This window comes from Paenibacillus paridis (assembly GCF_006345825.1).
In the GTDB taxonomy this organism is placed as follows: Bacteria; Bacillota; Bacilli; order Paenibacillales; family Paenibacillaceae; genus Pristimantibacillus; species Pristimantibacillus paridis.
Genome location: NZ_VCIX01000089.1, coordinates 39,468 through 62,585, shown reverse-complemented (window position 1 = coordinate 62,585; position 23,118 = coordinate 39,468). Strand labels below are relative to the sequence as shown.

Below are 23,118 nucleotides of genomic sequence, written 5' to 3'. Positions count from 1 at the left end.
TCAAACAAGCCCCGATCAGCACTAGCCGAATCGGAGCTTGCAACGTTATACTCGTCAATCGTCATTCGTCTTGATAGCAGCGAATCTCGTAAATGGCGGCGGAAGGGTCGCCGTTGGTTGCCTCGACCACGACGCGCAACTTGGCTGTCTCGATCGGCCGCTCCAGCTTATGCCGGCAATGCCGTTGGTAGTTGCCCCGAACGGCTGCAACTTCCGTCCAGCCCCCGTCCGCCCATGCTTCGATCCGATAGTCCTTCGGACATTGCGGGTCTCGGTAGAACGGCGCGTACCCGCGGTACTCCCACAGCAGATGACCGGGGAACGACAGCTCCACGCAGCCGATCGACTGCGTCTTCTCCCACGTTAACTCAAGCCATTGCGACAGCGACTGTGCCGGATCCGAACGCCACAGATTCGTGTAGTGATGAGGGCGCGCCACGCCGCTTACCGCTTGCTCTGGACCGAAGCAATGCTGCGGCGGCTCAATGCGGAAGCTCCTCGTCGGTCCGTTCCAATCCCTGCGCATCTTCCCTCCGCCCATTTCGTACGCGCAAGTATGCGCAGGCACGACGCCCGACGCAACATGCCAATTAACGTTCGGATTCGAGAGCAGATCGAGTCGAACGTAGCTGCCCGGCTTGAGGCCCGATGCCGAAGTCAGACGAACGTCCCAATCGATCCATTCGAAGGCGGCGCCGGGCTTGACCTTGAGCTTGACTGCGGCGAGCGGTTGAAGCTCCGTCCGATAATCCCAGATGTGATCGACGGGTACGATACAAGCATCCACCGTTTGCTCTTCGTCCGACAGATTGGACAAGCAGACCGATATGCGATCCAGCGCCTCTTCGGCGATCGCAAGCCATTGGCCCTTGCGTTGGCGCAAACACTCGCTCGCCGGATCCCGCCGTGCGGTATCCGTCTCCGGGTTTATTCCAACGACAGCCGCCTCGCTGCTCGCGGAGAGCCGAGCCGTACGGGCCAGGTCACGCTCATCCTCGTTCACCGAGTTCGGCAGGAAGCAGCCGTCGCGGAGCAATATCTGCTGCACGTCCCGAACCGTTTCGGTCGGAAGGTCCTGGACCGCGATGCCGCGCTTAAGTGCGATGGCGGCCGAGGTACCGACGGCCTGTCCGATGAGCGCGGTCGTCCCCATGACCCGCACCGTTCCGAGTGCGGCATGCGTAACGCTGATGTTGCGACCGGCCATCATCAAATTGTCGACGTCCCTGGCAATGGTCGAACGGAGCGGGATACCGTAAGGACCGCAATAGCTCTTGACCATGTACGCGCTCGTCTCGTCATAGCCTTCCGAGCTCGCATGCTCGCTAGTCGGCGCCAGCAGCCCCCCCGGAGTGTGCAAGTCCAGGAACCAACCGCCGTAGGCGATCTCGTCTTCGAATACGGTTTTGTTCTGCGGATCGTGCTCCGTCATTAGATAAAGGCCTTGAATTCTCCGACTCTCCCGCTTGCCTGGCACCTGCCCGATCCAATCGATAGCGTGGTTCGCAGCAAGCTCCTTCGTCTGCGGATCCTTGTTCTTGATCCAATCCCAGACGCCCAGCACGTACCGCGTCAATTGATGCCGAATGTCCTCGTTCTCGTGTATCGTATGCCAAGGCACACCGATCTCGATCCACCAGTATCCGCCCCTCATATCGTTAGGCCTGCGGCCTTGCTTGTAGAAGAAGTCCGGGTTATCCAGCTTCGCCGCCCATTCCGGCGCCTCGAACGGAGCCGGAGCGCCCGTATCCATCGTCTTGAACAACAGCGACGAGCCCATCACGTCGCCGCTCGCCTGAAGCGGCGCATGCGGTTCGTCATACTCCTCGCGTCCTTCCGAACCCATATGCCATTCGCAGCCGGCAAGATCCGCAACGAGCCCGTCGCCCGTGCAATCGATAAAGATATCGCCGGAGAGTTCCAACCTCGTCTCCGCGTTCGCCACAAGCCCGATGACCGCTTCGATGCGGCGCTCCGCACTTTTGCGAATGTCAACGATGGACGTATTCAAATGAAAAGTCAGATTTGGCGTGCGCATGGCCAGATCGTACATCGTCATGTCCCATACGCTGTTCGTCCATCCGTTCTCGAAGATGACCTCGTGATTATGGGCACGTTCTTCGATCAGAAGCTCCGAGATAATGCCTGTCTCCCGCGCGTACACGTGGAACGCGGCCGCCCCGTGCGGCGTCACTCTGACCTCGGATGAGCTGTTGCCACCGAAGACGGGTCGATCTTGAACAAGACACGTTCTTGCCCCATGTCTTGCCGAGGCCACCGCCGCGCAAAACCCGGCCAAGCCGCCGCCGCAAACGACGACGTCGTATCTCTCCTGGCGAATAGTGCCGGGAGGCCGACCTTCATGTGCCTTCCTTATGACGCGTTCCATCTGCTTCCGTCTTTCCGCATTCGCTCCCTCTACCAATTCCTCTGCCCCCTTGCGCCGTCATTATCCTGATAACAAACCCTTTTGACAGCGTTTTCTTCTGATGCCACCTCACTATAACGCGGAACTGCCATCGACAAAATAGCTCTATTTTTGATTTGATACCTTGATTTTGGATGGCCAAATCAAATAGGACTGCTCCCAGCACCGGCGGCAATAATGCAGGTCGAAGCGAGTGAAAAAATCTAACGCCGGCGGCAGTTGCCACCTCCTGCAGATTGCTTCCGGATTAAGGCCAGATATATTGATGCTCGGCTTATAACTCATCTCTTAAAAGCTCAAGCTTTGGAACCCAAAAACAACCAAGTCTATGTATTGGAAAAGACAAAAAGCCCCTGAATGGGGCTTTTTGAGATCCGCATCGCTGCTTCAATCATTGAACTATTGTTACCCGTTAGCGGAATGAACTACCCCATACGTCTTCTTCTCCATACAATTATCATTGTTTAAAGGACCAAGAAACAAATAAATGATAGTGTAACTATCCATGTTTGTTTATTGGACTGGTCTGTTGTAACTTGAATCGATCCAAATTTAGATGCCTTGAAGAACTTATCGTTTACCTTAACTGCTATTACATTTTGAGTGGCTGCCCCTTTAATTTCAAACAACACACTTCCTACTGGTATACTATCATTTGACTCGCCGTTCTTCTTTGGCATCGGAGTTCTTTGGCGTTCAATCTTTCCAATCTCATTGCCAATATCTTTGTAATCGACTTCCTCGGTGAAAGACCATATAGGAGATTGTTCCAAGCAACGGAACTTGGGTAGGTACTGGCTAACGCACCTTCTATATTTGATGAGAACACGGAAACAATGACAAAGAACAAAAGGAAGAATTTCAGATGCTTCATATACAACACCTCCTATTTTGTTGAACAAATCTTGCCGTTAGCTCAACGAGGCTGCCGTTACATACCGGCAGCCTCGACTTGTTGATTGTTAAGCTATAGTGTCCCGTTACCTAAACGAGTTATTTGTTAGTAAAGTTTGTATACTTTGAAAATCATTCAGAAACTTTACACACTCACTGTCTATTGCTTATTTGGAATACAGTAACGGGAAAAACTCATTATCGAACTTCTGTCCAAATTGCGGACGCGGCCCGAGCAATCGAACATTATCATGCCGTACTCTGCCCTCTTTGTAAAAGGTATCTCCAGGCATAAGATGAGCAACAACCGATAACCGAGGCTGATCTGTAAAATTTGTTGACGATCCATGGAAGGTTAGCGCATGGTGGAAGCTCGCTTGTCCAGCTTTTAGTATACAAGGCTCCTCAATCCAATCACGCGTTGCAAAACGTTGCTTCAGCTTTACCATATCCTGATCGAAGAATGTATCACTTCCCTCCACTGCGCCCCACTTATGTGAACCCAAGATCGTCATCATGCCGCCATTATTCAGATTTGTATCCTGCAATGCAATCCAAACAGTCACCATATTCGTTGTGCTGCTTGATCGCCAATAGGCGTAATCTTGATGCCATCCAACATTTCCAGCTGTTGTTTCTTCCCCTGAAGTACCTGGCTTGTAGATCACTTGATCATGCCATAGACGAATCTCGTCCTCGTTCAGCAGCTTCGCAGCCATTTCTCCTAAATTCGGATCAGTAACAACACTCCGAACTTCATCGTTAATCCACCAGCCATTATCGAATTTCCGAAGAGCATGCGGATTCTCCGAAAGTTTGAAAACATGCAATGGTATCCCTGCCCCATCATAATCTTTCTTCCATATGCGCTCATGCGCTCCGCGAAGTTGATCAATTGTCTCGTCATCCAGTAATTTTGGGCTGATCCAATAACCGTCTTGATCAAATTTCTCTTTATCAGCTGCCGTAATGGTATAAGGAATAACTCCCATGATGGAACACCTCATCTTTTCTTAGTCAAAGTGGCTTACTTCTTTTATTGTAGACCACATGATGAGCATTGACTTCCCTAAGCCTATCAAATAGGATTAGAAACATAAGAGATCATTAGAAACAAAAAGGATCGTGACTATGGTAAAAATGCATACGGAAACATCACGATGGGTGTATGAGTTTTCAGAGTCAAATCAGCTTGCCCATTTGCCTGAATTAATAATGCTGGGATATGACCGCTTTCAAGAAGCCTCTCCCCTCGTTATTCACAAGCATGAACAATCGTACGAGTATGTATTCGTGGATAGCGGAAAAGTCACATGGGAGGTAGACGGTCAATTAATTACTTCCCACACTGGACAGATCTTTCACACCCGACCTGGAGAATGGCATCGTGCACGTCTTAATTTCATCGAACCCTGCAGAATTTGGTGGTTGATACTATTAGATCCCTCAGAGCATGTCGGTTGGCTAAACTTACCCGATGAAGAGCGTATGGAGATTCATAACCAACTACAAAAGTTACCGAGAATCATACCTGTGGATATCCGTGTTCGTGAAATTTTCACCAAGCTAAGAGACATCATTGAACATTACGATCCGCTCTCCTCCTGCCGAATTCGTCATTATGTACTCGATATCATTTTGCAAATGCTGAACCCATCCTCTAACCGTCAAATCTCATTTGATCTCCAAAAGGCTATGTTTACTTTGATCGAAACCGTTCAGGCAGCGCCAGAAAAGAGATGGACTAATAAAGATTTAGCTAATCAAATCGGCGTAAGTGAATCCCATTTCTATCGATTGTTTCACCTTATGTATGGTCAGTCACCTGCTAATTATATTGATCGGCTACGAATTGAACTTGCCTGTCAAATACTCCTTCAGAAAGAAATTAGCGTCACAACAGTTGCAATGGATTTAGGTTATAAGACTAGTCAGCATTTTGCCACTGTATTTAAAAAGTATATGGGTCTGTCACCTTCGCAGTGGCGAAGATGATTTCAGTTTAATAAGTACTCCAAAAAATATTACACAAAATCTAACGAGGTCATTTGTTACGCTAAACTTTCCGTTAGTTGAACGAATAGGCAGCCAATGTCTAGCTGGCTGCCGTAATGTCTTGTTGAGCTATAGTTCCTCGTTAGTTGAATCCCGTTATTAGAAAAATGCATATAGTCCGTCTTCAAAATATTTGTATTCTCTTTCATTTAATGTTTTTTCTCCGTATCCTTCAAAGAAAGTATTAATTTCCGAATTAGTTACAATAGCATTGGGCTTCGGACGTATTGCTAAAGATAAATCATATCTTGGGTCTCCGAACGCTCAACGAGGCTGCTGATCTATACCGACAGCCTCGTCCTTTTGATTATGAAGCTATAGTTCTCCGTTAGCGGAACAAAAACCTCACATAAAATAAGCCAAAACAATATCCCCGTTTCCTTCTAACTCTCCAGTTTCTGCGAACCCAAATCCTTATAGAGTTTATTTGCGGCTATATTATGTGGAATATGTGATACCCTGATTTGTTTACAGACCACTCTGGCACTGAGCATCTTAATTACTTCTCCAATCGCTAATTTTCCATATCCCTTTCCCTGAAATCTCTCGTCAATCATAAATCTCAGAATCCAATAATAACCGTCTTTATATATTTCATTATCAAAAAGTATAAACCCGACCATCATTCCTTCAGAAAAAATGCCGTATGGAACAGATGTAAGTTCATTTGTTGCATGTAAAAGTGAATCTGCATTACATGCAACCAATTCCAACTGTTGGCTGCTCACGCTTAATTAGATACATTCGCTTTCAAACTCTTTTGTAATCTTATAGTGGAGCAGCGTGCAGCAGATCAATTAAAAAGGAGCGAAAACTCGCCCCTTCTGTTCCCGCATGCTCGCCGGATGTCCATTTAGACGGTCTACGATTTATCTTCTGATGAAATCCTGCGAATAAACGAGCATTCGTGAGAAAACTGCATCGTAGCGAGGGAGCTTAATGTTCAGTTGGCTTGTTCTTGTCCCCGTACTTTCCGTTATGTTTAGCATTGCCTTCATATACTGCTCTTCTCCTGTGAGGGAGTTTAATGATGACAATAATTGTAACCCAAAAACTTGAAATAATGGTTCGAATATTTGAGTATAAATATGTGTTTTGCAACAAAAAATATAGTTGTTTGAAATTCTAAAAGCGATTGGAGCATGTAAATGAGAATGAAGAAAGTAATATTAATAATTGGATTCCTCGGATGTTTAATGATGTACTCTGCTATACCGGCATCTGCTGACAACATGGATCGATCCAACAACGGAACAACGATGAACGCAAACAACTACAGAACCAATGCAACAACAGATGATGATGGTTTCGATTGGGGTTGGCTTGGACTTTTAGGGCTCCTTGGTTTAGCTGGTGCTAGAAAACGTGCTCATGATCGTGAGCGCGAACGTGCTTAATACTTAAATAGTATAAATACCCCCAGTTCATACGGGGGTATTTGCCATGTATACAACTTTATATTCTGATCTCTATTCGCAAAGTATTTTAGTTTTTCCATGCATTAAATTCGTGTTCTGGGACACATTAAATAAGTCAAAATTGATCTGAAAAAGGAGAATAATTAATTGGGAATTTTAAGTGGTAATCCAAAAGATGAACCTATGCACTATGGAGAAATCTTCAGTGTGTGGCAAGCATCAACTGTTGCAAAAGGTGCCATTTCTTGTTATCAAGCATACTTGAATCATTCCGGTGATAAGGATCTCAAGAAATCATTAGAATCATTAATTGATCAAGCAAAGCTTGAAATTAAAGAATTAGATACTTTGCTTATGGAAAACGGTATTGCTTCAGCCCCTATGATGCCTGATAGACCATTAGTAAAACTTGAAGACATTCCAATTGGAGCTCGATTTACTGATCCTGAAATAGCTGCTAAAATTGCATCTGATGTTTCGTTGGGACTTGTTGCCTGTAGTCAAGTTATGGGGCAATCAATAAGGGAAGATATTGGCGCTTTATTTGCTAAGTACCATATCACTAAAACAACATTAGGCGTTAAAATACTCGAGATGAGTAAAGAAAAAGGCTGGCTCATTCCTCCTCCACTGCAAATAAAGAGACCTGAGACAGTGAATGCTTAATTTTAATTAAAAATTCTGCCCATAGGGTGGGATTTTTTTGATAAAAAAAAATTGTTAAACTAGCCTGCCCGTTGAATAATAACGATTGCCGAAAGACAATTAGACCTGGAAATAAGAAACGCCTCCCTAGAGAGGCGTTTCTTTTAGTATGTAGATTGCGACTTTGTACTCCATCTAAGGCTTCTTAAGCGCATATATTCTTGTCACCTGTCTTCTCCTTCTGTATGCCTCGCCAAGAACCCGTCCAGGATCTCTGCCATCGTCCCGTTTTCCAACGGTCCTTTTAGTTCGTTTCTAACCAGCAGCAAAGCAGCAGCAGGAGGCATATGGATTGTTCGTAGCGCTTCGATTAGAGTATTCTCTTCGTCACTTAGTCGCTTTATGTATTGCAACTCTATCGGTTCAGGTGTTATCACCAGTTTCACTCTCTTTCAGGGGGTGGTTTTGTGTTCTCTCAAACAAACGACATCATAAGATACTAAATCCCCCCATTTGTACCATGTTATGTAGTCTTCTTGGAGAAATAAGAGGAAGTGCTGTCACACTTCCCCTTTACCAATTAGAAAGACACCGGTATCTGCAGTATTAGCATATTTAATCGCTATTAACCAAAGCGCGTACGCAAAGGAAAGTGCTTGCCAGCATGTCCAAGAAAGGAATGCTTCTGTTTTTTAATGAATATCGTTTTTGGATAGTTGAATACACCATCTTTTCTATTTTTCAAATGTTTTCCGTTATCCTACCCGTTAGCTCAACGCGGCTACCGTTCTATGCCAGCAGCCGCGGCCTGTTGAATGTTTCGCTATAGTCTCCCTTAGTTCAGGCTATGTAACCAGATGTGACCAACCAGGGTTTGTCTTCATTTCATAGATTTTTTGGAGAGTATGGAAATGCTTCGTCTTCTCGTCATCAGCCTCTGTGTGGAGATACCCCTCTACAAGCTTGTACCCGAATACGAGAAGAATTATTTCATAGACACAATGATCGGCAATTCGGGTTACAGGTGCATACTCCGAAAAACCTTTGTAATACGCAGGGACGCATCGCTGGTAGTATTCGACCATGTGATCGATATCCGGTTCATCGGCGATCAGGCTTGCGAGATCCTCACCCAGGTAGCCCCATCCGCTGGTATCCCAGTCGATGAGCGCGATACTCCCTTCAGCGTAGATCAGGTTGGCTACCCAGAAGTCTCGGTGGCATAGCACGAGAGGCAATTTTTCGATACGAGCGAATATCTCGTCTGCATGCTCATCGATGTCGATGAGCATTTGCCGCACGTGCAACGGGAATTCGCAATCCTCTGAACGTATATAATCGTAGACGACCGGCCATGACCGATAATGCAGGTACGTATTTTTCATGAGATCCGCATGGCTCAGATTGGTCAGCTTCTGCAGTACGGCGGGCTGTTCCGCATACAACTTGCCCTGAAAGCGGCCTAACTCCAGCGCGGCCTTTTCATACATGTCACCGGTCAAGTCTAAGCCGGTTACGCCATCGATATATTCCAGCCACAGCTGGTATTCATTTTCTTCGGCATTGAGTTCAGCGAGATAACATGTCGGCCAGCGGAGGGATTGCGAGAACGTCGATCCCAAGTCAGACGAATAGAGATCATATTCCCGACGCCATGAGCCCGGGTCACCGTAACGCTCCCATTTATGCTGGATTTTGAGCACTATACGGTACGGTAATTTGTTGCCATCCACTCTTTCGGCAATCCCCGTTACCAGGTACACTTTCCCTACAGTTCCGCCCTGTAACGGCATCGTTTGGCAGTCGGCAGAGATGATATCCGTCTTGAAGCGTTGGTTTAAAACGTAAAGCAGCTTTTCAAGTTCAATATTCATTTATTCCTCCGTTTTCTTACTCCACATGGCGAGAGTTTTGTTTCGAGTTCTCTTGTCGATGAGGTAGTTCGTATTATACTGGATATACTCGCTACCATACTGCGTGGCATAGACCCATCTATTGAGAAGACGGAAGCCTTTAAACCAGCTGCTTGGATGATTATATCAAATGTAATTCCTAATTTTGGGGGAGACTTTAGTTATAACTATTTTGCCCGTTAGTTCAACGATGATGAAACACTAATAGACCACATAACCAAGGAAAAAAAGGCAGCACTCCAAAACATCTCTTTCCCGTAACGTCTTTTATTTACTATTTTTTCAATCGCTTTCAGCAAGGTAATTACAAATAGAAAACTAAATAATGGCACAAGGTATACAGCGCTGAAAAGAAAAAATATCATTAAAATAACCTCCTCCTTTTCTGACTGGCATTTGCTATAGTTCCACGTTAGATCAATCATTTTATGTACAACGAAGATCAAAATATGAATTTTTTCCTTCTTCAACGACTTCCAATTCAACGATATTTCCTTCGCTCGATTGTTCAATATAGTTAATTATTATTTGTACTCCCTTGTTATCTGTATTATAAAACTTAATTAATTCCTCTATATCTAAACTGCTTACAATTTTTCTTCTTGCTAAAAAGTCGCAATTATCACCATTACCATATAATCCGCCGACTTTTGAATATTTAGATAGTTCCCTTGTATTTGGTGGTAATGAAAGATTGAACAATTTCTTTTCAAATTTGTTTAGTCGATAATTATTATAGTAGGCGCTCAATGAAATTGGATTCATTAGTAATACCAATAATATACAACAGGTTATGACTATTAGAATTTTCATTCCTTTACTGCTCATTGAATAATCACCCTCGCTTAATAACTGGAGTGCATTGAACTAGCCTAATCTTATTCCTATATATTACCATACTTTCCTGCCTGTTAGCGTAATAAAGCAGCCAATCATAATGATTGGCTGCTTTATTGTTTTATTGAGCTATAGTGTGACAACTTCTTCGTACTTACCCATTACTTCCGAAATCAGTTCTCGGGATTATGTACTTTAGTCCACCCATCCGTGTTTTCAATGGTTCTAAAACTTCCGTTTATGATAAGGAAGACCTTCGCCTTCTTCGCAATACTGTTTAAGACTGAACAAAAAAATAGCCCAGTTATAATTACATACGCGATAAAATGCGGTTACTTCCTCCCAATTCATTTGACGAAAAATGATTGAAGTCTTCCCGTTTTTTTCCTCCATCTCAAAAGAAATTGTCGTACCTATCCATTGTGGATCTGAATCCACACACTGCCACAAAATCTTTTTATCGGTAACAAGCTCATCAACTCTCATCTTTGTTAAGCCTTTGCCCCCGAATCGGAACTCATTTATACTACCGATCTGATCATTGACTAGTAGTTCATTTGTCCATATTTCTGAAAGTCCTTTTGCAGTGGTTAATGCTTCATATACCTTTTTAGCTGGAACATTCACGGTCTGTAAGTGCTCAATATTTGCCATATTGCTCACTCCCCTCCTTTATCGGATGTAAAAATTTGTACACGTATATCTTTGGTTATACCATAGTACGGTTAATGTGATTTCTTTTCGATTGCTCATCTTTGAAATAAGATTATTTAGAAGCTTATTGGTGCGTAATAAGCTAATAATCGTGTTTGTCTTTTCTTTATCAATAAACTTCACTACAAGTTCTGTATCCATTCCTTCACCAAGTATTTCAATAATTTTACCTGTACCATACTTTGGATGTAAAATTTCTTTCATCTCCTTGAACCCGAGCATCTATTCTATTTGCAATTTCGATCATAAGTCCAAATACCCTCTCGTCAGCACCACTTATCATAAGCCTGCCATCTTTATATTGAAAAGGTACTCCCTTGAATGTTTCTATGAGATCAGAAACCTTCTCTATGTCTTCAACGGTTATAGGATTTTTTTCACTATATATCCAATGCTTTGCCTTAGTAATATGGACATCATAACTCATATAACCACTTCCTCAGAATTTAGTTTATTTGTAACATTCTAGTTGCAAATAAATAATTCCTTCCAGGTACACGATTTTTAAAAGCCTTTTGAAACTACCCGCTAACATAATGAAGCAGCCGATCACAAAATGACCGTAGTGGATGGAATACCCCCATTTCGGTTCTCTCGAGTGACGCTAAGCTGTTCTAATAAATCTTTAATCTGTAACATGTTTAGATCACTTCCCGAATCAATCCTTGTTTTAAGCGGTCGAGCTGCAGAAGATGATGACGGTAGTGCATTTCAACAAGCAGAAACCATTCCTCCGCACTCAATCCACCGAATCTCGGATGGGTCACTATATTTTGTTTGGATACTTTTTCAAGGGTAGGTTCAATTTCCTTCATTCTCTGGATGACTTTGTATAAGCCTTGAATTAGCTGATCTTTGCTTTCCGGCTGCTCCGGAGTATATTGTGGGGAAGGCGGAACATGAATACGAATGGGGGGGAAGCTCCCTTGAGAAAATATAGCTACACCAACCTCGGTTTTTTCCGTTTGAGGTACCCTGGGATCTTGGCTTGGCATCAGGCACTGATCAATATTACGAAGCTGCATATCAAGCGCCGAGCTAATGAGATGTTGAAACATCTGTCCGATAGACCACTCGTTGTCACTTGGCTTTTGCCTCAGCTGCTCCAGACTGAATTGATTCAGTTCATGAATATAATATGTCGCAGTTTCCTCAAATCGTTGTAATGCTAATTTTGTTGTAATCATCGTATATCATCGCCTCTAATCATCTTTTTTCTAAGTATACAAAAACGCTACTGACACCATTATGTCAGTAGCGTTTTAAGGTTTTTTATCGTTCGTTTCTAACCCCATCGCAGGATATATTATGGTTTTTCATATTTGTCCGTTATTCTCCAACTTCCATTCTTCAGTTTTACCTTTAACTGCAGTGGAACTCTTGAAGAACCATATTTGACTTCCTTTGTTTTTTTGTCTATTGCCTTGTATGTATATTTAATCCAAATGGTGCCTGAGTAGAAACTGTGTAATCCAATTCCCATATTTGTTGAGTAAGCTATTATTTCCTCCTGGCTTGATGAACTTGGTGGATATATTTCATTTCTATGAAACTTATTTAATGCGGATTCAGTTACTTGTTTATGCACTATTTGATTGTCCTTCTCTGGATGAAGATATATTGTTCTCAATGTTGCCTTAACACTGGATAACATCCAAATACTTACTGAAAAATATATCAAAATAAAGATAAGAACGATCAGAGTTATCCATTTTTTACTTTTCATCATTTCCCCCTAACATTAACTTAACAAAGAAATGAAGCGTGATTGCGGTGTTTATATGATGCACCCTACTCTAGTAATGTATATTTCAGTTAAGTCTTCTTTTAGGCATCACTTATTAATTACCGAGCTGTTCCGCCAAACCGATTAAAAGTCCTTCACTTCCGCGAATGTAGCAGAGCCGATACGAGTCCCCGTACTGAACCACTTCGCCAACGAGCTGAGCTCCATGCTTAGTGAGTCTGGATACCATTTCGTCTATGTCTTTAACAGTGAACATGACGCGTAGATAACCGAGAGCATTTACAGGAGCGGTTCGGTGATCTGATATAGTAAGTGGGTTGAGAAATCGCGAAAGTTCAATTCGGCTGTGGCCATCTGGAGTAACCATCATAGCTATCTCTACACACTGTGAACCCAGCCCGGTTACGCGACCTGCCCATTCACCTTCGACAGTAGCTCGCCCTTCGAGCTTCAAGCCAATCTCCTCGAAAAAAGAGATTGCGTTATCAAGGGATTCTACAACGATGCCAACATTGTCCATTCTTAGTAATTGGTTATTTGCCATAGTTTTATCTCCTTATGTGGACAAATTTATTATCTTATCATCTTCCTATTTATTCTACCATCAATTACTAATTCCTTCCAAACGTTTGATGTCTTGTCACGGTTCGTGATATTAAAGATAAGTCACAGTATAGTATTGCTTTCGGATGAAAATTTGTATTTTTCGTGGTATGAATGACTCATGCGTGATCCTCAAATAACGGTACAATATACTTTTTAATCAATTCAATTCTGTTCTGCGCACGTGGCATAAAACGAGAAGCGACGGAAATCACCATTTTTTTCTTGGTATTTACAAAAATAGCATTTCCACCATCGCCTAAAGCTGCGTAACAACTATGTTCTTTGTTGTCAACCATCCACCATAAATAACCGTATGACAACTCTCCCCATCGACTATTTTCTTTGGTGCTTTCCTCGATCCATTTTGAGGATAGAAATTGCTGGCCGTTCCATGAGCCTCCATTTAAGTATAGCTGGCCGATCTTCGCCATATCTCGTGGTGTTAAGGCTAACCCCCAACCAGCGGTGTTCGTGCCTTTGGGATCCACCACCCAACCACTAACATATCTATCCTTAAGAAAAGCAAAATACTCCTCTTTGCAATGTACGCTGGCATTATCGAGTGCATTAATTCCTAGTGGTTCAAACAGATTTTCAGTGGCAAAATCAAGCACAGGCTGGCCTGTTGCATTAGTGAGAATTCCTGATAAAATCTGTATACCGATTGTGGTATATTTAAACTCTCCAAGACCGCTCTTACCACCCAAAAAGTCCAGCGCAGCTTTTGTCCAATCATTGCTTTTATAAACTTTGGTATATGGATCCGACTTATACTTATACGGTGCTGTCATTGTCAGAATATTTTTTATTGTGATATTCCTTATCGTTTTTTCCCCGCGTTTGACCTTGTAATCGGGAAAGAAGTCCAATACTTTCTGATCTACGCTTTCGATATAGCCTTTATCGATGGCAATGCCAATCAAAGCAGAAACAATGCTCTTTGTCACCGATGCAGTATGAATGGTATCCTCAGCGGTGTAGCCGTCAAAATAACCTTCATATACCTTTTCGCCGCCTTGCCTCACCACTATTCCAGCAATATTACCATAGTCTCTTTTAATCAGACTTTCGAAATCGGTAATACTTTTATTCATTATTTCTTCTCCTCCTAAAATAGATATATCGATGTCTAAGAAGAGCATATTATGATATAAATTTTTTTGCGATAGTACGCACCATTCATATTAAAAATTCCACATGTGCAGCAATGGTGTCTCCAATTTGGAGTTTTACATCGAAGCATCAGCCTACAACCCAATCTTCTACTTTAACGCTATTTGCGGTACGGTTTTCACCGGGCATGATCGTAACTATCCAGCGCGTTAGCCCGACGAGGCTGCGTTCGGCTAGAACCCGAAAACAATAGTAATGAAAATAAGCTTCTCTTATATGGAAGAGAAGCTTATTTTCATTATCTTGATATAACACTTATTAGAAAAGTGACCGTAGCCCTTTTTTAATACTGTTCATAATCTTCTGTCCTGTGTTGAGTTCTGTAAGAGTAATGTCCCACATCACGGCATTTGTAGTCGGATTTGAGTCATCGTTCATTAATTTAATGGTTAGTTCATTTGCTCCGTTTATAGGGACTTGAAAAGAGGTAAGCTGATTCTCTCCGCTTTTGGCTGATAAACCTAATGAATAAATTTCTGTGCCATCTGCGATAAATAGGATGTCACTTTTCCCATTGCTTGCAGTGTTGATTACATCATCCGGTATAGCGACATAGCCTGCCACTTTTTTATATTTGCCATTCAAATGATACGTAAACTCATTAGTTCTTGTATTTTTTCTACTGTACATGTTGATTTGTGGTTCAACCTTTTCTTGGACTGCTGTAAAACTTAAGAGGGTTGCATCCCAAAGTGCAGACCCCTCTGTTATTGTAAGTTCATTCAGGGCTACGACTTCGCCGCCTCCCTTTTCCAAATAATTATTAATGCCACCAACAAGGGCAATGACCCCAATCGAAAGTACACTGGCTGTTAAAATGATTCGACAAATCCCTTTAAATTTATCTCGATCACGGTTCACGAACCGTTGCGCCCAAAATCCTACCGTCGCCCCTAATGTATTAATAATGATATCGTCAATATCAAAGGATCCTAGACGAGTGAGCATTTGTAAGATTTCAAGAATCGTAATAGACAAAATAAATAAGGTTATAAATCGAATGAAATTACAGCGAAACAGCAGCGGGAAAACAATTCCAAAAGGAATAAAGGCTACAAAGTTGCCCAACTCAAAAAACCAAATACGAAAGTCCCTTCCCATCGGAAAGTGTAAAGGAATCCCTTCAGGCATTAGACTATATCGCATGCTAGAATCTTGAAGAAAAGCACCCCTGTTGAAACCTATATACAAAAAATAGAACGTCAAAACGGTATACAATGCTAACAGAATTATAGTGATTTTTCGCAACTTTCCTCGATACATAATTGCATCCTTTCTCTTTTTCAAAGCGGCTCCCACATGTACAAAGTTTATTCGGCTAGCTTTCTCTTGATTTTTCTCCAGAAGCCGTCATTCCTCCGATTGATATACTTCTCATTGTAAATAAGTAGACTATAGGAGGACCACAACGTAGATGTTCGAATGATTATATAGGTTCCCATGGCGATCAAAACGACGCAAACCGGATAATATGGAACCAGTGCGCCTTCCGAGATCCCCTTTCTCTCCAGCAAAAAAGCTATCACACCTACTGCTAACATGCCAGCCCCGACGATGATTACCAATGTGTACCTACTCTTCAATTGTTTCAAACGTTCCTTCAATTGCTTCATATAACCCTGATCCAGCATAAGAGCTTCTTTTCCCAGCACATGGTACCGTTCTTCGTCTTTCAGAATGGCGGACACGAGCACAACGACTCCCCCTGCCGCCAACAAAATGATAAGAACGGAATAAACGACGGGCTCATGCCGAAGCATCAGATACGGTAAAAAAGCCATAATTAGTAGGCACACACCTGTCGCAACGCGATTAGATGATTTTTGCTGATGACTCAAATACCCTTCCGCCATCTCTTGGCTGACATAATACCCATGCTCTTTAGGGCCGCTCTTCAACTCGTTCTCCTTCAACATATAATCGATGGATACCTCGAATAAGTTACCAATCATAAGCAACTTTTCGGTTTCAGGGAAACCTTGTCCGTTTTCCCACTTGCTGACTGCTTGTCTGGTTGTGCCCAGTTTTTCGGCCAGCATTTCTTGGGAATAACCTTTTTCTTTTCTTAATTGCAACAACTTTTCACTAAATGACATAGGCTTGCTCTCCTCTGCTATCTGATACCTAAATTATAGGATAACAATGGAATCGATGCTAGATCATGGTGGTTGCGTTTGCGCCACTTGCGGTTGCAACTACGTAATACTACATAATAATAGGTACTTCGCTATCATCGTAACCTGCTCGATAGCCCAATGGGACTGCCATTCATTATCACTTTCGAGTGAAGGATCAGATCAAAAAATATGCAAAGAGCCCTCTTGCAACACAGGAGGGCTTCATGATGATTAAGGTTTGATCTACTCTGTTATTTCCACAGATAATGAACAGGGCTTTGCATTTATTTACTTGGAATGCTCCCGCTGTCTCAAGCTCTCATACAACAGCACCGTAGCCGCCATAGCTACATTCAGAGATTCCGCTTGGCCGACCATCGGAATAATGACCGACTCATTCACAAGGTCTCGAACGATTGGAGAAAGCCCCTCCGATTCATTGCCCATTAGCAGCCATGTCGACTGCTTCCAATCGTAGCTATAGCAGGTATGCTTGGCTTGCAAGCTCGTTCCAACAAGCGTTACGCCCTTGGCTCTCGCCTGCGGAAGCAGCTCTTTCAGGTCAGCTTCAATAATCGGCAAATGGAACAAGGAACCCATTGTCGATCTTACGGTTTTTGGATTGTAGAGATCCACGCAGCCTTTGCCAAGAATCACGGCATCGGCGCCAACCGAATCCGCACTGCGGATAATCGTGCCGGCATTGCCAGGATCACGTACATTGTCCAGGACAACGACGAGGCAGTTTTTGCGATACAATGCTGAAGAATCTGGAGACAGTTTCGTTAAAATCGCGAACACAGGCGGAGGCGTATCCGTTCCTGTGCATTTAGCCATGACCGCTCGTGAAGCTTGTACCCACTCCAAACCGAGCGTAGCCTCTGAATCATTTGTCTCACGTTCCAGCTTAAGCTCCTCTGGAATTCCACGGTCGGTGTCGTAGACGATGGTCAGCACGGATGCTTGTCCCCTCAGTGCCTCCAGAACAAGATGAACGCCTTCGATTAAAAATTGACCGCTGCGATCGCGGTTTTTTTTGTCCAGCAGTGAAGCCCAATGCTTGACCTTGTCATTTTGAACAGATGATAGCAATGGATCAAAGTTTTCATTCATAGTTGATTCTAACCTTCCGAATAAGCGATTTCTAAATTTGTAAGATCTGAGTTTTTGCCGACTATGACTAGAATATCTTCCTTGCCAATTAAATCGTCTGCATAAGGAGCAATATTCATCTCAGTGCCTTTCTTAATGGCCATGACATTGCATTTATATTTCGCCCTAATATCGAGCTGCTTCAAGCTTTGGCCGATCATGGGGACCGGTGCTTTAATTTCAATAATGCTGTAGTCATCCGAAATTTCGATATAGTCCAAGATATTGGGCGATACCAGATGATGCGCAACGCGAAGACCCATATCCCGCTCTGGGAAAACCACCTTGTCTGCGCCGATTTTGTTCACGACTTTACCATGGAGCTCATTTTGCGCTTTCACGATTAGCGTTTTAACTCCTAAATCCTTCAAGATCAGCGTCGTCAAAATGCTTGATTGAATATCTTGGCCAATGGCTACGACGACGACATCAAAGTTCCTTATGCCAAGCGCCCGAAGCGCTTCCTCGTCCGTTGAATCTGCGGATACAGCATGGGTAACCGTATTGACGACCTCTTGGATCCGCTGTTCATTCGAATCAATAGCCAAAACCTCAAAACCCATGTCCGTCAGTGCTTTTGCAATGCTGGAGCCGAAGCGTCCCATTCCGATAACCGCGTACTGCTTCTTAGCCATATTACCCAAATCCTCCTTGCAGGATGATTGCTGCAGTGATCTAACCAGTATACCACAGCTTGCCTAATCGGATGAAAACAGCCTCTGGTGGACAAAGTAAATAAGTAAATTTGAATGTACCAGGAGGCTGTTAAAATGGAAGTTATTGATTTGCGTCAAGCCATCGTTAGGCGTGTACAGGATAATTCGGCTAAGGAGCTGTCTGAGGTTATTGAAGACTCTATCGGTGCCGACGAGCGGGCATTGCCAGGCCTTGGCGTCTTGTTTGAAATGATTTGGCAGCAGTCATCGGAACCGGAGCAAGGACGCATGGTTGATTCCCTATACAAGCATCTTCACCATTCAGAAAATGCTAATCCCTCGCAATAACGAGTTTTGGAAGCATAAACCAGCTGCCCTCCGACAATGGTATGAGTTACCCAGGGCAGGCCATCATAGTGGTCTACTATAATAAGATCCGCTGCTTTGCCGGGTTCGATGGATCCAAGTTCACCAGCTGCACCTAAAGCTTGTGCGGGATTTAGGGAAGCCATTCGAACCGCCTCCGGCAAAGCGGCTATTCCTTCGTTCTCCAGCTTAAATACGGCTGCGAGCATCGAGGAAGGATGATAGTCGGAGCACAAGATGTATGCAGCATTCGCTGCAATCGCATCTATTGCTTTTAAGTTTTTGTCGTGCGACGCTCCTCTGACTACGTTTGGCGCACCTACGCAAACGCGAAGCCCCTTTGATGTCGCATATGTTGCCGTCTCCAGATTAATCGGAAATTCACAGACCGATACGCCAAGCCCCACCGATTCGTTTACCTTGTGTAAGGAGTCATCATCATGGGAAGCTAACGCAATTCCCTGTTTCGACGCAAGACGGCTTAGCTGCTTCAGCTGTTCCATACTAACCATTTTCCTGCGCTCAAGCAGATCCTCGACAATGATTCGAACCTCATCCGCGCTTACACCTTGGTTTTTCATGACGTATCGCTCAAACGAGCCTGGTTCGCGATATTGTCCCTGACCTGGTGAATGGTCCATAAAAGATAAATAATCAATTGTATTGTCTCGAAGAAAACGTTCAACAATCGGAATGCCTGCCAAATGCGAGACCTCCAAGCGCAAATGAATTCGATTACGAATCACTGAGCGTTTGCTTCGATAGCTGTTAATCTCTTCAACCATGCTGGTCAGCAAATGGTCACCGCGCAAGCTGAGTCCTACGCCAAGCGACAAGGAATGATACATGGTTGTAATCCCATGTACGGGCAGCTTCCGTTCGAATTCCAATAATGCCATCTTCAGCGGGAACAGTGTGTTTGGCCTCGGCTGTACTTCTTTCTCAATGGCGTCGCAATGAATGTCGATCAGGCCCGGCAGCACATACCGATTCGCTGCATCAATCACTTCTGAGCCTGGATACTTCCCTATCCACTCCTCCTCAGTAAATTTCGCGGCTTCAACAATAGCTGCAATACGGCCATTTAACACAACTACAGACGCTTCAACGATTTGATCCGGTAATATCATTTTTCCGTTCGCAATGATCATTGGCTTTAATCTGGTCGTTCCCTGATCATTCATCCATGCGGTCACCCTTTCATTAAGAGTTGTATGGATAAGTTTACCATAAACAACTTAGCGAATTCATCCAATCCCCATTCTGCTGTAGAAGCTCTTAATGGATTAATCATGAACGCTAGCTCCATTTATTGTTCTGCGAAACGGCTGTCTCTAACCAAAATAGAATACAAAAAACCGCAGGAGAAAGAGCTTCTGCGGTTTCAAGCATGACAAAATCAAATTTGGTATAGGCCGCACAGCTAATAACCCGCTGCCTATCCATTGCAAATTTCCTCTGGCTTTACTCTTCTTGCGGTATAAATTTATAAATGTCACCCGTCTCAAACGAATCAATTAATCGATCCAGCCAGCGGTAATACTTTAATGCTTCTTCAATCTTCTGCGTGTCATTCTCCAGTACGTCAAGGAAAGCTTGGTCTTGCTCATATTGCTGCTTTAATTGTGCAATTTCTTTGGTTGAACGATTTAAAGCACTCATATTTTGCTCGACGGCTTTCCGCCATTTAATAGAGAAAAAATCCGCAAAGTTCTGATGCCAATTCGTTTCAACCTCATATAAATCTTTACGGGAGCCCTTGCCCCAAACTTTATTTATCATCTTCAAGTCATGCAGCGTACGCATGCCAGTACTCATGGAAGTCTTGCTCATGCCCATCGTCTGGCTCATTTCATCAAGTGTTACCGGCTCACGGTTAAAATACATATTCCCATAGAGATGGCCGATCGACAAGGTTATGCCGTACAAATCCATGTTTTTCCCAATTGATTCAATGACGCGGCGGCGCGTATTTTGCAGCTTCGTTAGCTGCTCTTCCGTTAATGCTGCAAGTTCATTCATGTCGTTCCTCCTGAGGAGTGTCTTTCCCCTATCATTCCCATATCAATTATTGTAATCAAATGGTCCACCAGAGTAAAGAATACATATAGGTTGAAAAAGGGAGTTATCAAGAGTATACAGTACGTAAAGTACGTAAAGTTATAACTGTACAGAGTATACACTGTCTCACGCCTTTTGACCATTACAAAGATAACCAACTAAACTTATAGGAGTCGAAATATTCCACAAGGGGGCACAACATGGCGATTATAGAAGCCAAGAGGCTAACCAAGATTTTCGGAGCCGATCCGAAAAAGGCGATCCCGCTGCTGGATAAAGGATGGTCTAAAGAAAAGATATTTGCAGAAACAAAGCTTACGGTTGGGGTCAACCAAGCTAGTTTCTCCATTGAAGCAGGACAAATATTTGTCATCATGGGCTTGTCCGGCAGCGGCAAGTCGACACTTGTACGTCTGCTTAACCGACTGATCGAACCTACGAATGGTCAGGTACTATTCAATGGTACAGATGTATTGAAGATGTCTCCTGAGCAGCTAAGGAAGTTCAGAAGAAAAAACGTAGGCATGGTATTTCAGAAATTTGCGTTGTTTCCGCATCGCACCGTAATCCAAAATATCGAATACGGGCTTGAGGTTCAAGGCATCGATAAGAAAAAACGCAGGGAAATGGCGATGAACTCTCTTGAACTTGTAGGATTAAAAGGCTGGGCAGATAGCTATCCTGATCAGCTAAGCGGCGGTATGCAGCAGCGCGTCGGGCTTGCCAGAGGGCTTGCCAACGATCCCGACGTGCTTCTGATGGATGAGGCATTTAGCGCGCTTGACCCGCTGATCCGGAAGGATATGCAGGATGAGCTGCTTGAATTGCAATCGAAAATGAAAAAGACGATCGTGTTTATTACGCATGATTTGGATGAAGCACTGCGCATTGGTGACCAAATTGCATTAATGAAGGACGGCAGCATCGTACAAATCGGTTCGCCGGAAGAAATTTTGATGCAGCCGGCCAATAAGTATGTAGAGCGATTCGTCGAGGACGTTGATTTGTCTAAAGTTTTAACGGCTTCGCACGTGATGGTCAAGCCTGAGACGATTACCATTGAAAAGGGACCGCGCGTGGCTCTGCAATTTATGCGCGACCGGGAAGTTTCCAGCTTATATGTTGTTGATAAAGGCATGAGGCTGCTTGGCGTTATTACCGCGGAGAATGCAGCCAATGCAATCAAAAACGGACAGAAGCTTGAAGAAGCCATGGAACGGGAGGCACCTTCCGTACTTCCGGAAACGCTGCTTAACGAATTATTTGAAATCATGAGCAATTCCAAATTCCCCGTTTCCATTATTGATGACACTGGGCGGTTAAAAGGAATTGTCATTAAAGGCGCTGTTCTGGCCGCATTAGCCGGAAATTCAACATTAGAGGCTGGTGATAGTCATGAATCTGCCTAAAATTCCTTTAGCAGAGTTTATCGAATGGTTTGAATCCTGGCTCGAAAATAATTTGGCGCCACTATTCAAATTTATAAAAATTGTAGTTGGAGAAACCGTAAATGGCCTAGAAACAGCGCTTAATTGGTTTCCGGCGCTTGTTCTTATCCTTTTATTTACGGTTCTTGCCTGGTATATCGGCAAATGGAGAATGGCGTTATTTACACTAATAGGCCTGCTCATCATTGAGAACCTAGGATTATGGAGCCAGACGATGCAGACGCTAGCGCTTGTTCTAACCTCTGCCTTCATCTCGGTGCTCATTGGCGTGCCAGTAGGCATTTTGTGCGCACGCAAAAACGGTATTCAGAAGATTGTTACGCCCGTGCTGGACTTTATGCAGACGATGCCTGCATTCGTATATTTATTGCCAGCCGTTACCTTCTTCTCGCTCGGTGTAGTACCAGGGGTGATCTCATCCATTATATTCGCCATCCCTCCAACCATCCGCCTAACTAATTTAGGCATTCGCCAGGTTCCTGAGGAACTCGTAGAAGCAGCGGATGCATTTGGCTCCACACCCGCTCAGAAGCTCTTCAAGCTCCAGCTTCCGATAGCTCTGCCTACCATTATGGCGGGCATCAATCAGACCATCATGCTTTCTTTATCGATGGTCGTTATCGCCTCGATGATTGGCGCACAAGGGGTCGGCGCTTATGTATACCGTGCCGTTACGCAAGGAAATACGGGTATAGGCTTTGAAGCCGGGCTTGCTATCGTTATATTGGCCATTATCTTAGACCGTTTAACCCAGCAAGTGATTCGCAGAAGCAAAACAACCTAGACATTCAAAAGCTTACTTGATTAGTAAATTTGTTTCATAACAGTAGCTGCGCGAGCAGATCATTCTTACGATCGCGGTTGCAGCCAGATTCTTTGATTGCATTA

The 23,118-nt window shown here is 43.8% G+C and carries 23 protein-coding genes; 6 read left to right on the top strand and 17 right to left on the bottom strand.

Translation table 11 applies throughout. The features are described from left to right. Positions 1 to 61 precede the first annotated feature (61 nt). Together FJQ58_RS18790 and FJQ58_RS18785 are read right to left on the bottom strand one after the other, a co-directional pair. Complete coding sequence (locus tag FJQ58_RS18790; protein WP_238404165.1) at positions 62 to 2,425, bottom strand: FAD-dependent oxidoreductase; 2,364 nt, start codon at positions 2,423 to 2,425, stop codon at positions 62 to 64. Between the two features lie 1,064 nt (positions 2,426 to 3,489). After that, on the bottom strand, positions 3,490 to 4,314 hold the full coding sequence (locus FJQ58_RS18785) for a phytanoyl-CoA dioxygenase family protein (RefSeq protein WP_139996183.1): 825 nt from the start codon (positions 4,312 to 4,314) through the stop codon (positions 3,490 to 3,492). 139 nt (positions 4,315 to 4,453) lie between these two features. Here FJQ58_RS18785 and FJQ58_RS18780 point away from each other — a divergent pair, with 139 nt between their 5' ends. Next, the gene (locus tag FJQ58_RS18780; RefSeq protein ID WP_139996181.1) at positions 4,454 to 5,317 is read left to right on the top strand and encodes an AraC family transcriptional regulator; all 864 of its coding nucleotides are present in this window, start codon (positions 4,454 to 4,456) and stop codon (positions 5,315 to 5,317) included. Between the two features lie 443 nt (positions 5,318 to 5,760). Here FJQ58_RS18780 and FJQ58_RS18770 read toward each other — a convergent pair whose 3' ends face one another. After that, positions 5,761 to 6,090 carry a GNAT family N-acetyltransferase gene (locus FJQ58_RS18770; protein WP_162341580.1) on the bottom strand — a complete coding sequence of 110 codons (330 nt, stop codon included), beginning with the start codon at positions 6,088 to 6,090 and terminating at the stop codon, positions 5,761 to 5,763. A 435-nt stretch (positions 6,091 to 6,525) separates the two neighbouring features. Here FJQ58_RS18770 and FJQ58_RS18765 point away from each other — a divergent pair, with 435 nt between their 5' ends. Together FJQ58_RS18765 and FJQ58_RS18760 are read left to right on the top strand one after the other, a co-directional pair. Continuing rightward, positions 6,526 to 6,774, top strand: a complete 249-nt coding sequence (locus tag FJQ58_RS18765) for a WGxxGxxG family protein (protein WP_162341578.1) — start codon at positions 6,526 to 6,528, stop codon at positions 6,772 to 6,774. A 168-nt stretch (positions 6,775 to 6,942) separates the two neighbouring features. Beyond that, positions 6,943 to 7,461, top strand: coding sequence for a DUF3231 family protein (locus FJQ58_RS18760; protein WP_139996177.1), 519 nt, complete (start codon positions 6,943 to 6,945; stop codon positions 7,459 to 7,461). Between the two features lie 824 nt (positions 7,462 to 8,285). Here FJQ58_RS18760 and FJQ58_RS18755 read toward each other — a convergent pair. The 12 genes from FJQ58_RS18755 to FJQ58_RS18700 form a co-directional block, all read right to left on the bottom strand. Next, positions 8,286 to 9,314, bottom strand: a complete 1,029-nt coding sequence (locus FJQ58_RS18755) for an aminoglycoside phosphotransferase family protein (RefSeq protein ID WP_139996175.1) — start codon at positions 9,312 to 9,314, stop codon at positions 8,286 to 8,288. A gap of 465 nt (positions 9,315 to 9,779) precedes the next feature. Beyond that, positions 9,780 to 10,181, bottom strand: coding sequence for a hypothetical protein (locus tag FJQ58_RS18750; protein WP_139996173.1), 402 nt, complete (start codon positions 10,179 to 10,181; stop codon positions 9,780 to 9,782). Between the two features lie 234 nt (positions 10,182 to 10,415). Then, on the bottom strand, positions 10,416 to 10,844 hold the full coding sequence (locus FJQ58_RS18745; protein ID WP_139996171.1) for an SRPBCC family protein: 429 nt from the start codon (positions 10,842 to 10,844) through the stop codon (positions 10,416 to 10,418). 226 nt (positions 10,845 to 11,070) lie between these two features. Next, on the bottom strand, positions 11,071 to 11,331 hold the full coding sequence (locus FJQ58_RS18740) for a hypothetical protein (RefSeq protein ID WP_139996169.1): 261 nt from the start codon (positions 11,329 to 11,331) through the stop codon (positions 11,071 to 11,073). Between the two features lie 214 nt (positions 11,332 to 11,545). Beyond that, on the bottom strand, positions 11,546 to 12,088 hold the full coding sequence (locus tag FJQ58_RS18735; RefSeq protein ID WP_139996401.1) for a DinB family protein: 543 nt from the start codon (positions 12,086 to 12,088) through the stop codon (positions 11,546 to 11,548). Positions 12,089 to 12,210: 122 nt separating this feature from the next. Next, positions 12,211 to 12,630: a hypothetical protein gene (locus FJQ58_RS18730; protein WP_139996167.1), complete on the bottom strand. Its 420-nt coding sequence runs from the start codon at positions 12,628 to 12,630 to the stop codon at positions 12,211 to 12,213. A gap of 115 nt (positions 12,631 to 12,745) precedes the next feature. Further along, positions 12,746 to 13,195: a VOC family protein gene (locus tag FJQ58_RS18725; RefSeq protein WP_139996165.1), complete on the bottom strand. Its 450-nt coding sequence runs from the start codon at positions 13,193 to 13,195 to the stop codon at positions 12,746 to 12,748. A 178-nt stretch (positions 13,196 to 13,373) separates the two neighbouring features. After that, entirely contained in the window at positions 13,374 to 14,351 is a 978-nt protein-coding gene (locus FJQ58_RS18720) for a serine hydrolase domain-containing protein (RefSeq protein ID WP_139996163.1), read from the bottom strand. A 337-nt stretch (positions 14,352 to 14,688) separates the two neighbouring features. Beyond that, complete coding sequence (locus tag FJQ58_RS18715; protein ID WP_238404185.1) at positions 14,689 to 15,693, bottom strand: VanZ family protein; 1,005 nt, start codon at positions 15,691 to 15,693, stop codon at positions 14,689 to 14,691. 47 nt (positions 15,694 to 15,740) lie between these two features. Next, positions 15,741 to 16,526, bottom strand: coding sequence for a helix-turn-helix domain-containing protein (locus FJQ58_RS18710; protein WP_139996159.1), 786 nt, complete (start codon positions 16,524 to 16,526; stop codon positions 15,741 to 15,743). Positions 16,527 to 16,835: 309 nt separating this feature from the next. Further along, a complete protein-coding gene (locus tag FJQ58_RS18705) occupies positions 16,836 to 17,660 on the bottom strand; it encodes a TrmH family RNA methyltransferase (protein WP_139996157.1) in 825 nt (274 codons plus the stop codon). An 8-nt stretch (positions 17,661 to 17,668) separates the two neighbouring features. Then, positions 17,669 to 18,334, bottom strand: coding sequence for a potassium channel family protein (locus FJQ58_RS18700; RefSeq protein WP_139996155.1), 666 nt, complete (start codon positions 18,332 to 18,334; stop codon positions 17,669 to 17,671). A 135-nt stretch (positions 18,335 to 18,469) separates the two neighbouring features. Between FJQ58_RS18700 and sspI the strand changes: the two genes are divergently transcribed. Then, complete coding sequence (sspI, locus tag FJQ58_RS18695) at positions 18,470 to 18,703, top strand: small acid-soluble spore protein SspI (RefSeq protein ID WP_139996153.1); 234 nt, start codon at positions 18,470 to 18,472, stop codon at positions 18,701 to 18,703. Here the strand turns inward: sspI and FJQ58_RS18690 are convergent. Then, positions 18,670 to 19,905: an alpha-D-ribose 1-methylphosphonate 5-triphosphate diphosphatase gene (locus FJQ58_RS18690; protein ID WP_139996151.1), complete on the bottom strand. Its 1,236-nt coding sequence runs from the start codon at positions 19,903 to 19,905 to the stop codon at positions 18,670 to 18,672. The genes sspI and FJQ58_RS18690 overlap by 34 nt on opposite strands. Before the next feature lie 280 nt (positions 19,906 to 20,185). Further along, complete coding sequence (locus FJQ58_RS18685) at positions 20,186 to 20,743, bottom strand: GbsR/MarR family transcriptional regulator (RefSeq protein WP_139996149.1); 558 nt, start codon at positions 20,741 to 20,743, stop codon at positions 20,186 to 20,188. Between the two features lie 239 nt (positions 20,744 to 20,982). Here FJQ58_RS18685 and FJQ58_RS18680 point away from each other — a divergent pair, with 239 nt between their 5' ends. Further along, entirely contained in the window at positions 20,983 to 22,191 is a 1,209-nt protein-coding gene (locus tag FJQ58_RS18680; RefSeq protein ID WP_139996147.1) for a quaternary amine ABC transporter ATP-binding protein, read from the top strand. Next, positions 22,178 to 23,014 carry an ABC transporter permease gene (locus tag FJQ58_RS18675; protein WP_139996145.1) on the top strand — a complete coding sequence of 279 codons (837 nt, stop codon included), beginning with the start codon at positions 22,178 to 22,180 and terminating at the stop codon, positions 23,012 to 23,014. The genes FJQ58_RS18680 and FJQ58_RS18675 overlap by 14 nt, the downstream gene beginning before the upstream one ends. The last annotated feature ends 104 nt before the right edge of the window (positions 23,015 to 23,118 follow it).

What these genes read in the sequence shown, in the direction of transcription:
- FJQ58_RS18755 (WP_139996175.1), bottom strand. Translation starts at nt 9,314, where the DNA reads ATGAATATTGAACTTGAAAAGCTGCTTTACGTTTTAAACCAACGCTTC.
- FJQ58_RS18700 (WP_139996155.1), bottom strand. Translation starts at nt 18,334, where the DNA reads ATGGCTAAGAAGCAGTACGCGGTTATCGGAATGGGACGCTTCGGCTCC.
- FJQ58_RS18765 (WP_162341578.1), top strand. Translation starts at nt 6,526, where the DNA reads ATGAGAATGAAGAAAGTAATATTAATAATTGGATTCCTCGGATGTTTA.
- FJQ58_RS18710 (WP_139996159.1), bottom strand. Translation starts at nt 16,526, where the DNA reads ATGTCATTTAGTGAAAAGTTGTTGCAATTAAGAAAAGAAAAAGGTTAT.
- FJQ58_RS18725 (WP_139996165.1), bottom strand. Translation starts at nt 13,195, where the DNA reads ATGGCAAATAACCAATTACTAAGAATGGACAATGTTGGCATCGTTGTA.
- FJQ58_RS18785 (WP_139996183.1), bottom strand. Translation starts at nt 4,314, where the DNA reads ATGGGAGTTATTCCTTATACCATTACGGCAGCTGATAAAGAGAAATTT.
- sspI (WP_139996153.1), top strand. Translation starts at nt 18,470, where the DNA reads ATGGAAGTTATTGATTTGCGTCAAGCCATCGTTAGGCGTGTACAGGAT.
- FJQ58_RS18715 (WP_238404185.1), bottom strand. Translation starts at nt 15,693, where the DNA reads ATGTATCGAGGAAAGTTGCGAAAAATCACTATAATTCTGTTAGCATTG.
- FJQ58_RS18680 (WP_139996147.1), top strand. Translation starts at nt 20,983, where the DNA reads ATGGCGATTATAGAAGCCAAGAGGCTAACCAAGATTTTCGGAGCCGAT.
- FJQ58_RS18720 (WP_139996163.1), bottom strand. Translation starts at nt 14,351, where the DNA reads ATGAATAAAAGTATTACCGATTTCGAAAGTCTGATTAAAAGAGACTAT.
- FJQ58_RS18780 (WP_139996181.1), top strand. Translation starts at nt 4,454, where the DNA reads ATGGTAAAAATGCATACGGAAACATCACGATGGGTGTATGAGTTTTCA.
- FJQ58_RS18690 (WP_139996151.1), bottom strand. Translation starts at nt 19,905, where the DNA reads ATGAATGATCAGGGAACGACCAGATTAAAGCCAATGATCATTGCGAAC.
- FJQ58_RS18685 (WP_139996149.1), bottom strand. Translation starts at nt 20,743, where the DNA reads ATGAATGAACTTGCAGCATTAACGGAAGAGCAGCTAACGAAGCTGCAA.
- FJQ58_RS18705 (WP_139996157.1), bottom strand. Translation starts at nt 17,660, where the DNA reads ATGAATGAAAACTTTGATCCATTGCTATCATCTGTTCAAAATGACAAG.
- FJQ58_RS18730 (WP_139996167.1), bottom strand. Translation starts at nt 12,630, where the DNA reads ATGAAAAGTAAAAAATGGATAACTCTGATCGTTCTTATCTTTATTTTG.
- FJQ58_RS18675 (WP_139996145.1), top strand. Translation starts at nt 22,178, where the DNA reads ATGAATCTGCCTAAAATTCCTTTAGCAGAGTTTATCGAATGGTTTGAA.
- FJQ58_RS18740 (WP_139996169.1), bottom strand. Translation starts at nt 11,331, where the DNA reads ATGAGTTATGATGTCCATATTACTAAGGCAAAGCATTGGATATATAGT.
- FJQ58_RS18750 (WP_139996173.1), bottom strand. Translation starts at nt 10,181, where the DNA reads ATGAGCAGTAAAGGAATGAAAATTCTAATAGTCATAACCTGTTGTATA.
- FJQ58_RS18745 (WP_139996171.1), bottom strand. Translation starts at nt 10,844, where the DNA reads ATGGCAAATATTGAGCACTTACAGACCGTGAATGTTCCAGCTAAAAAG.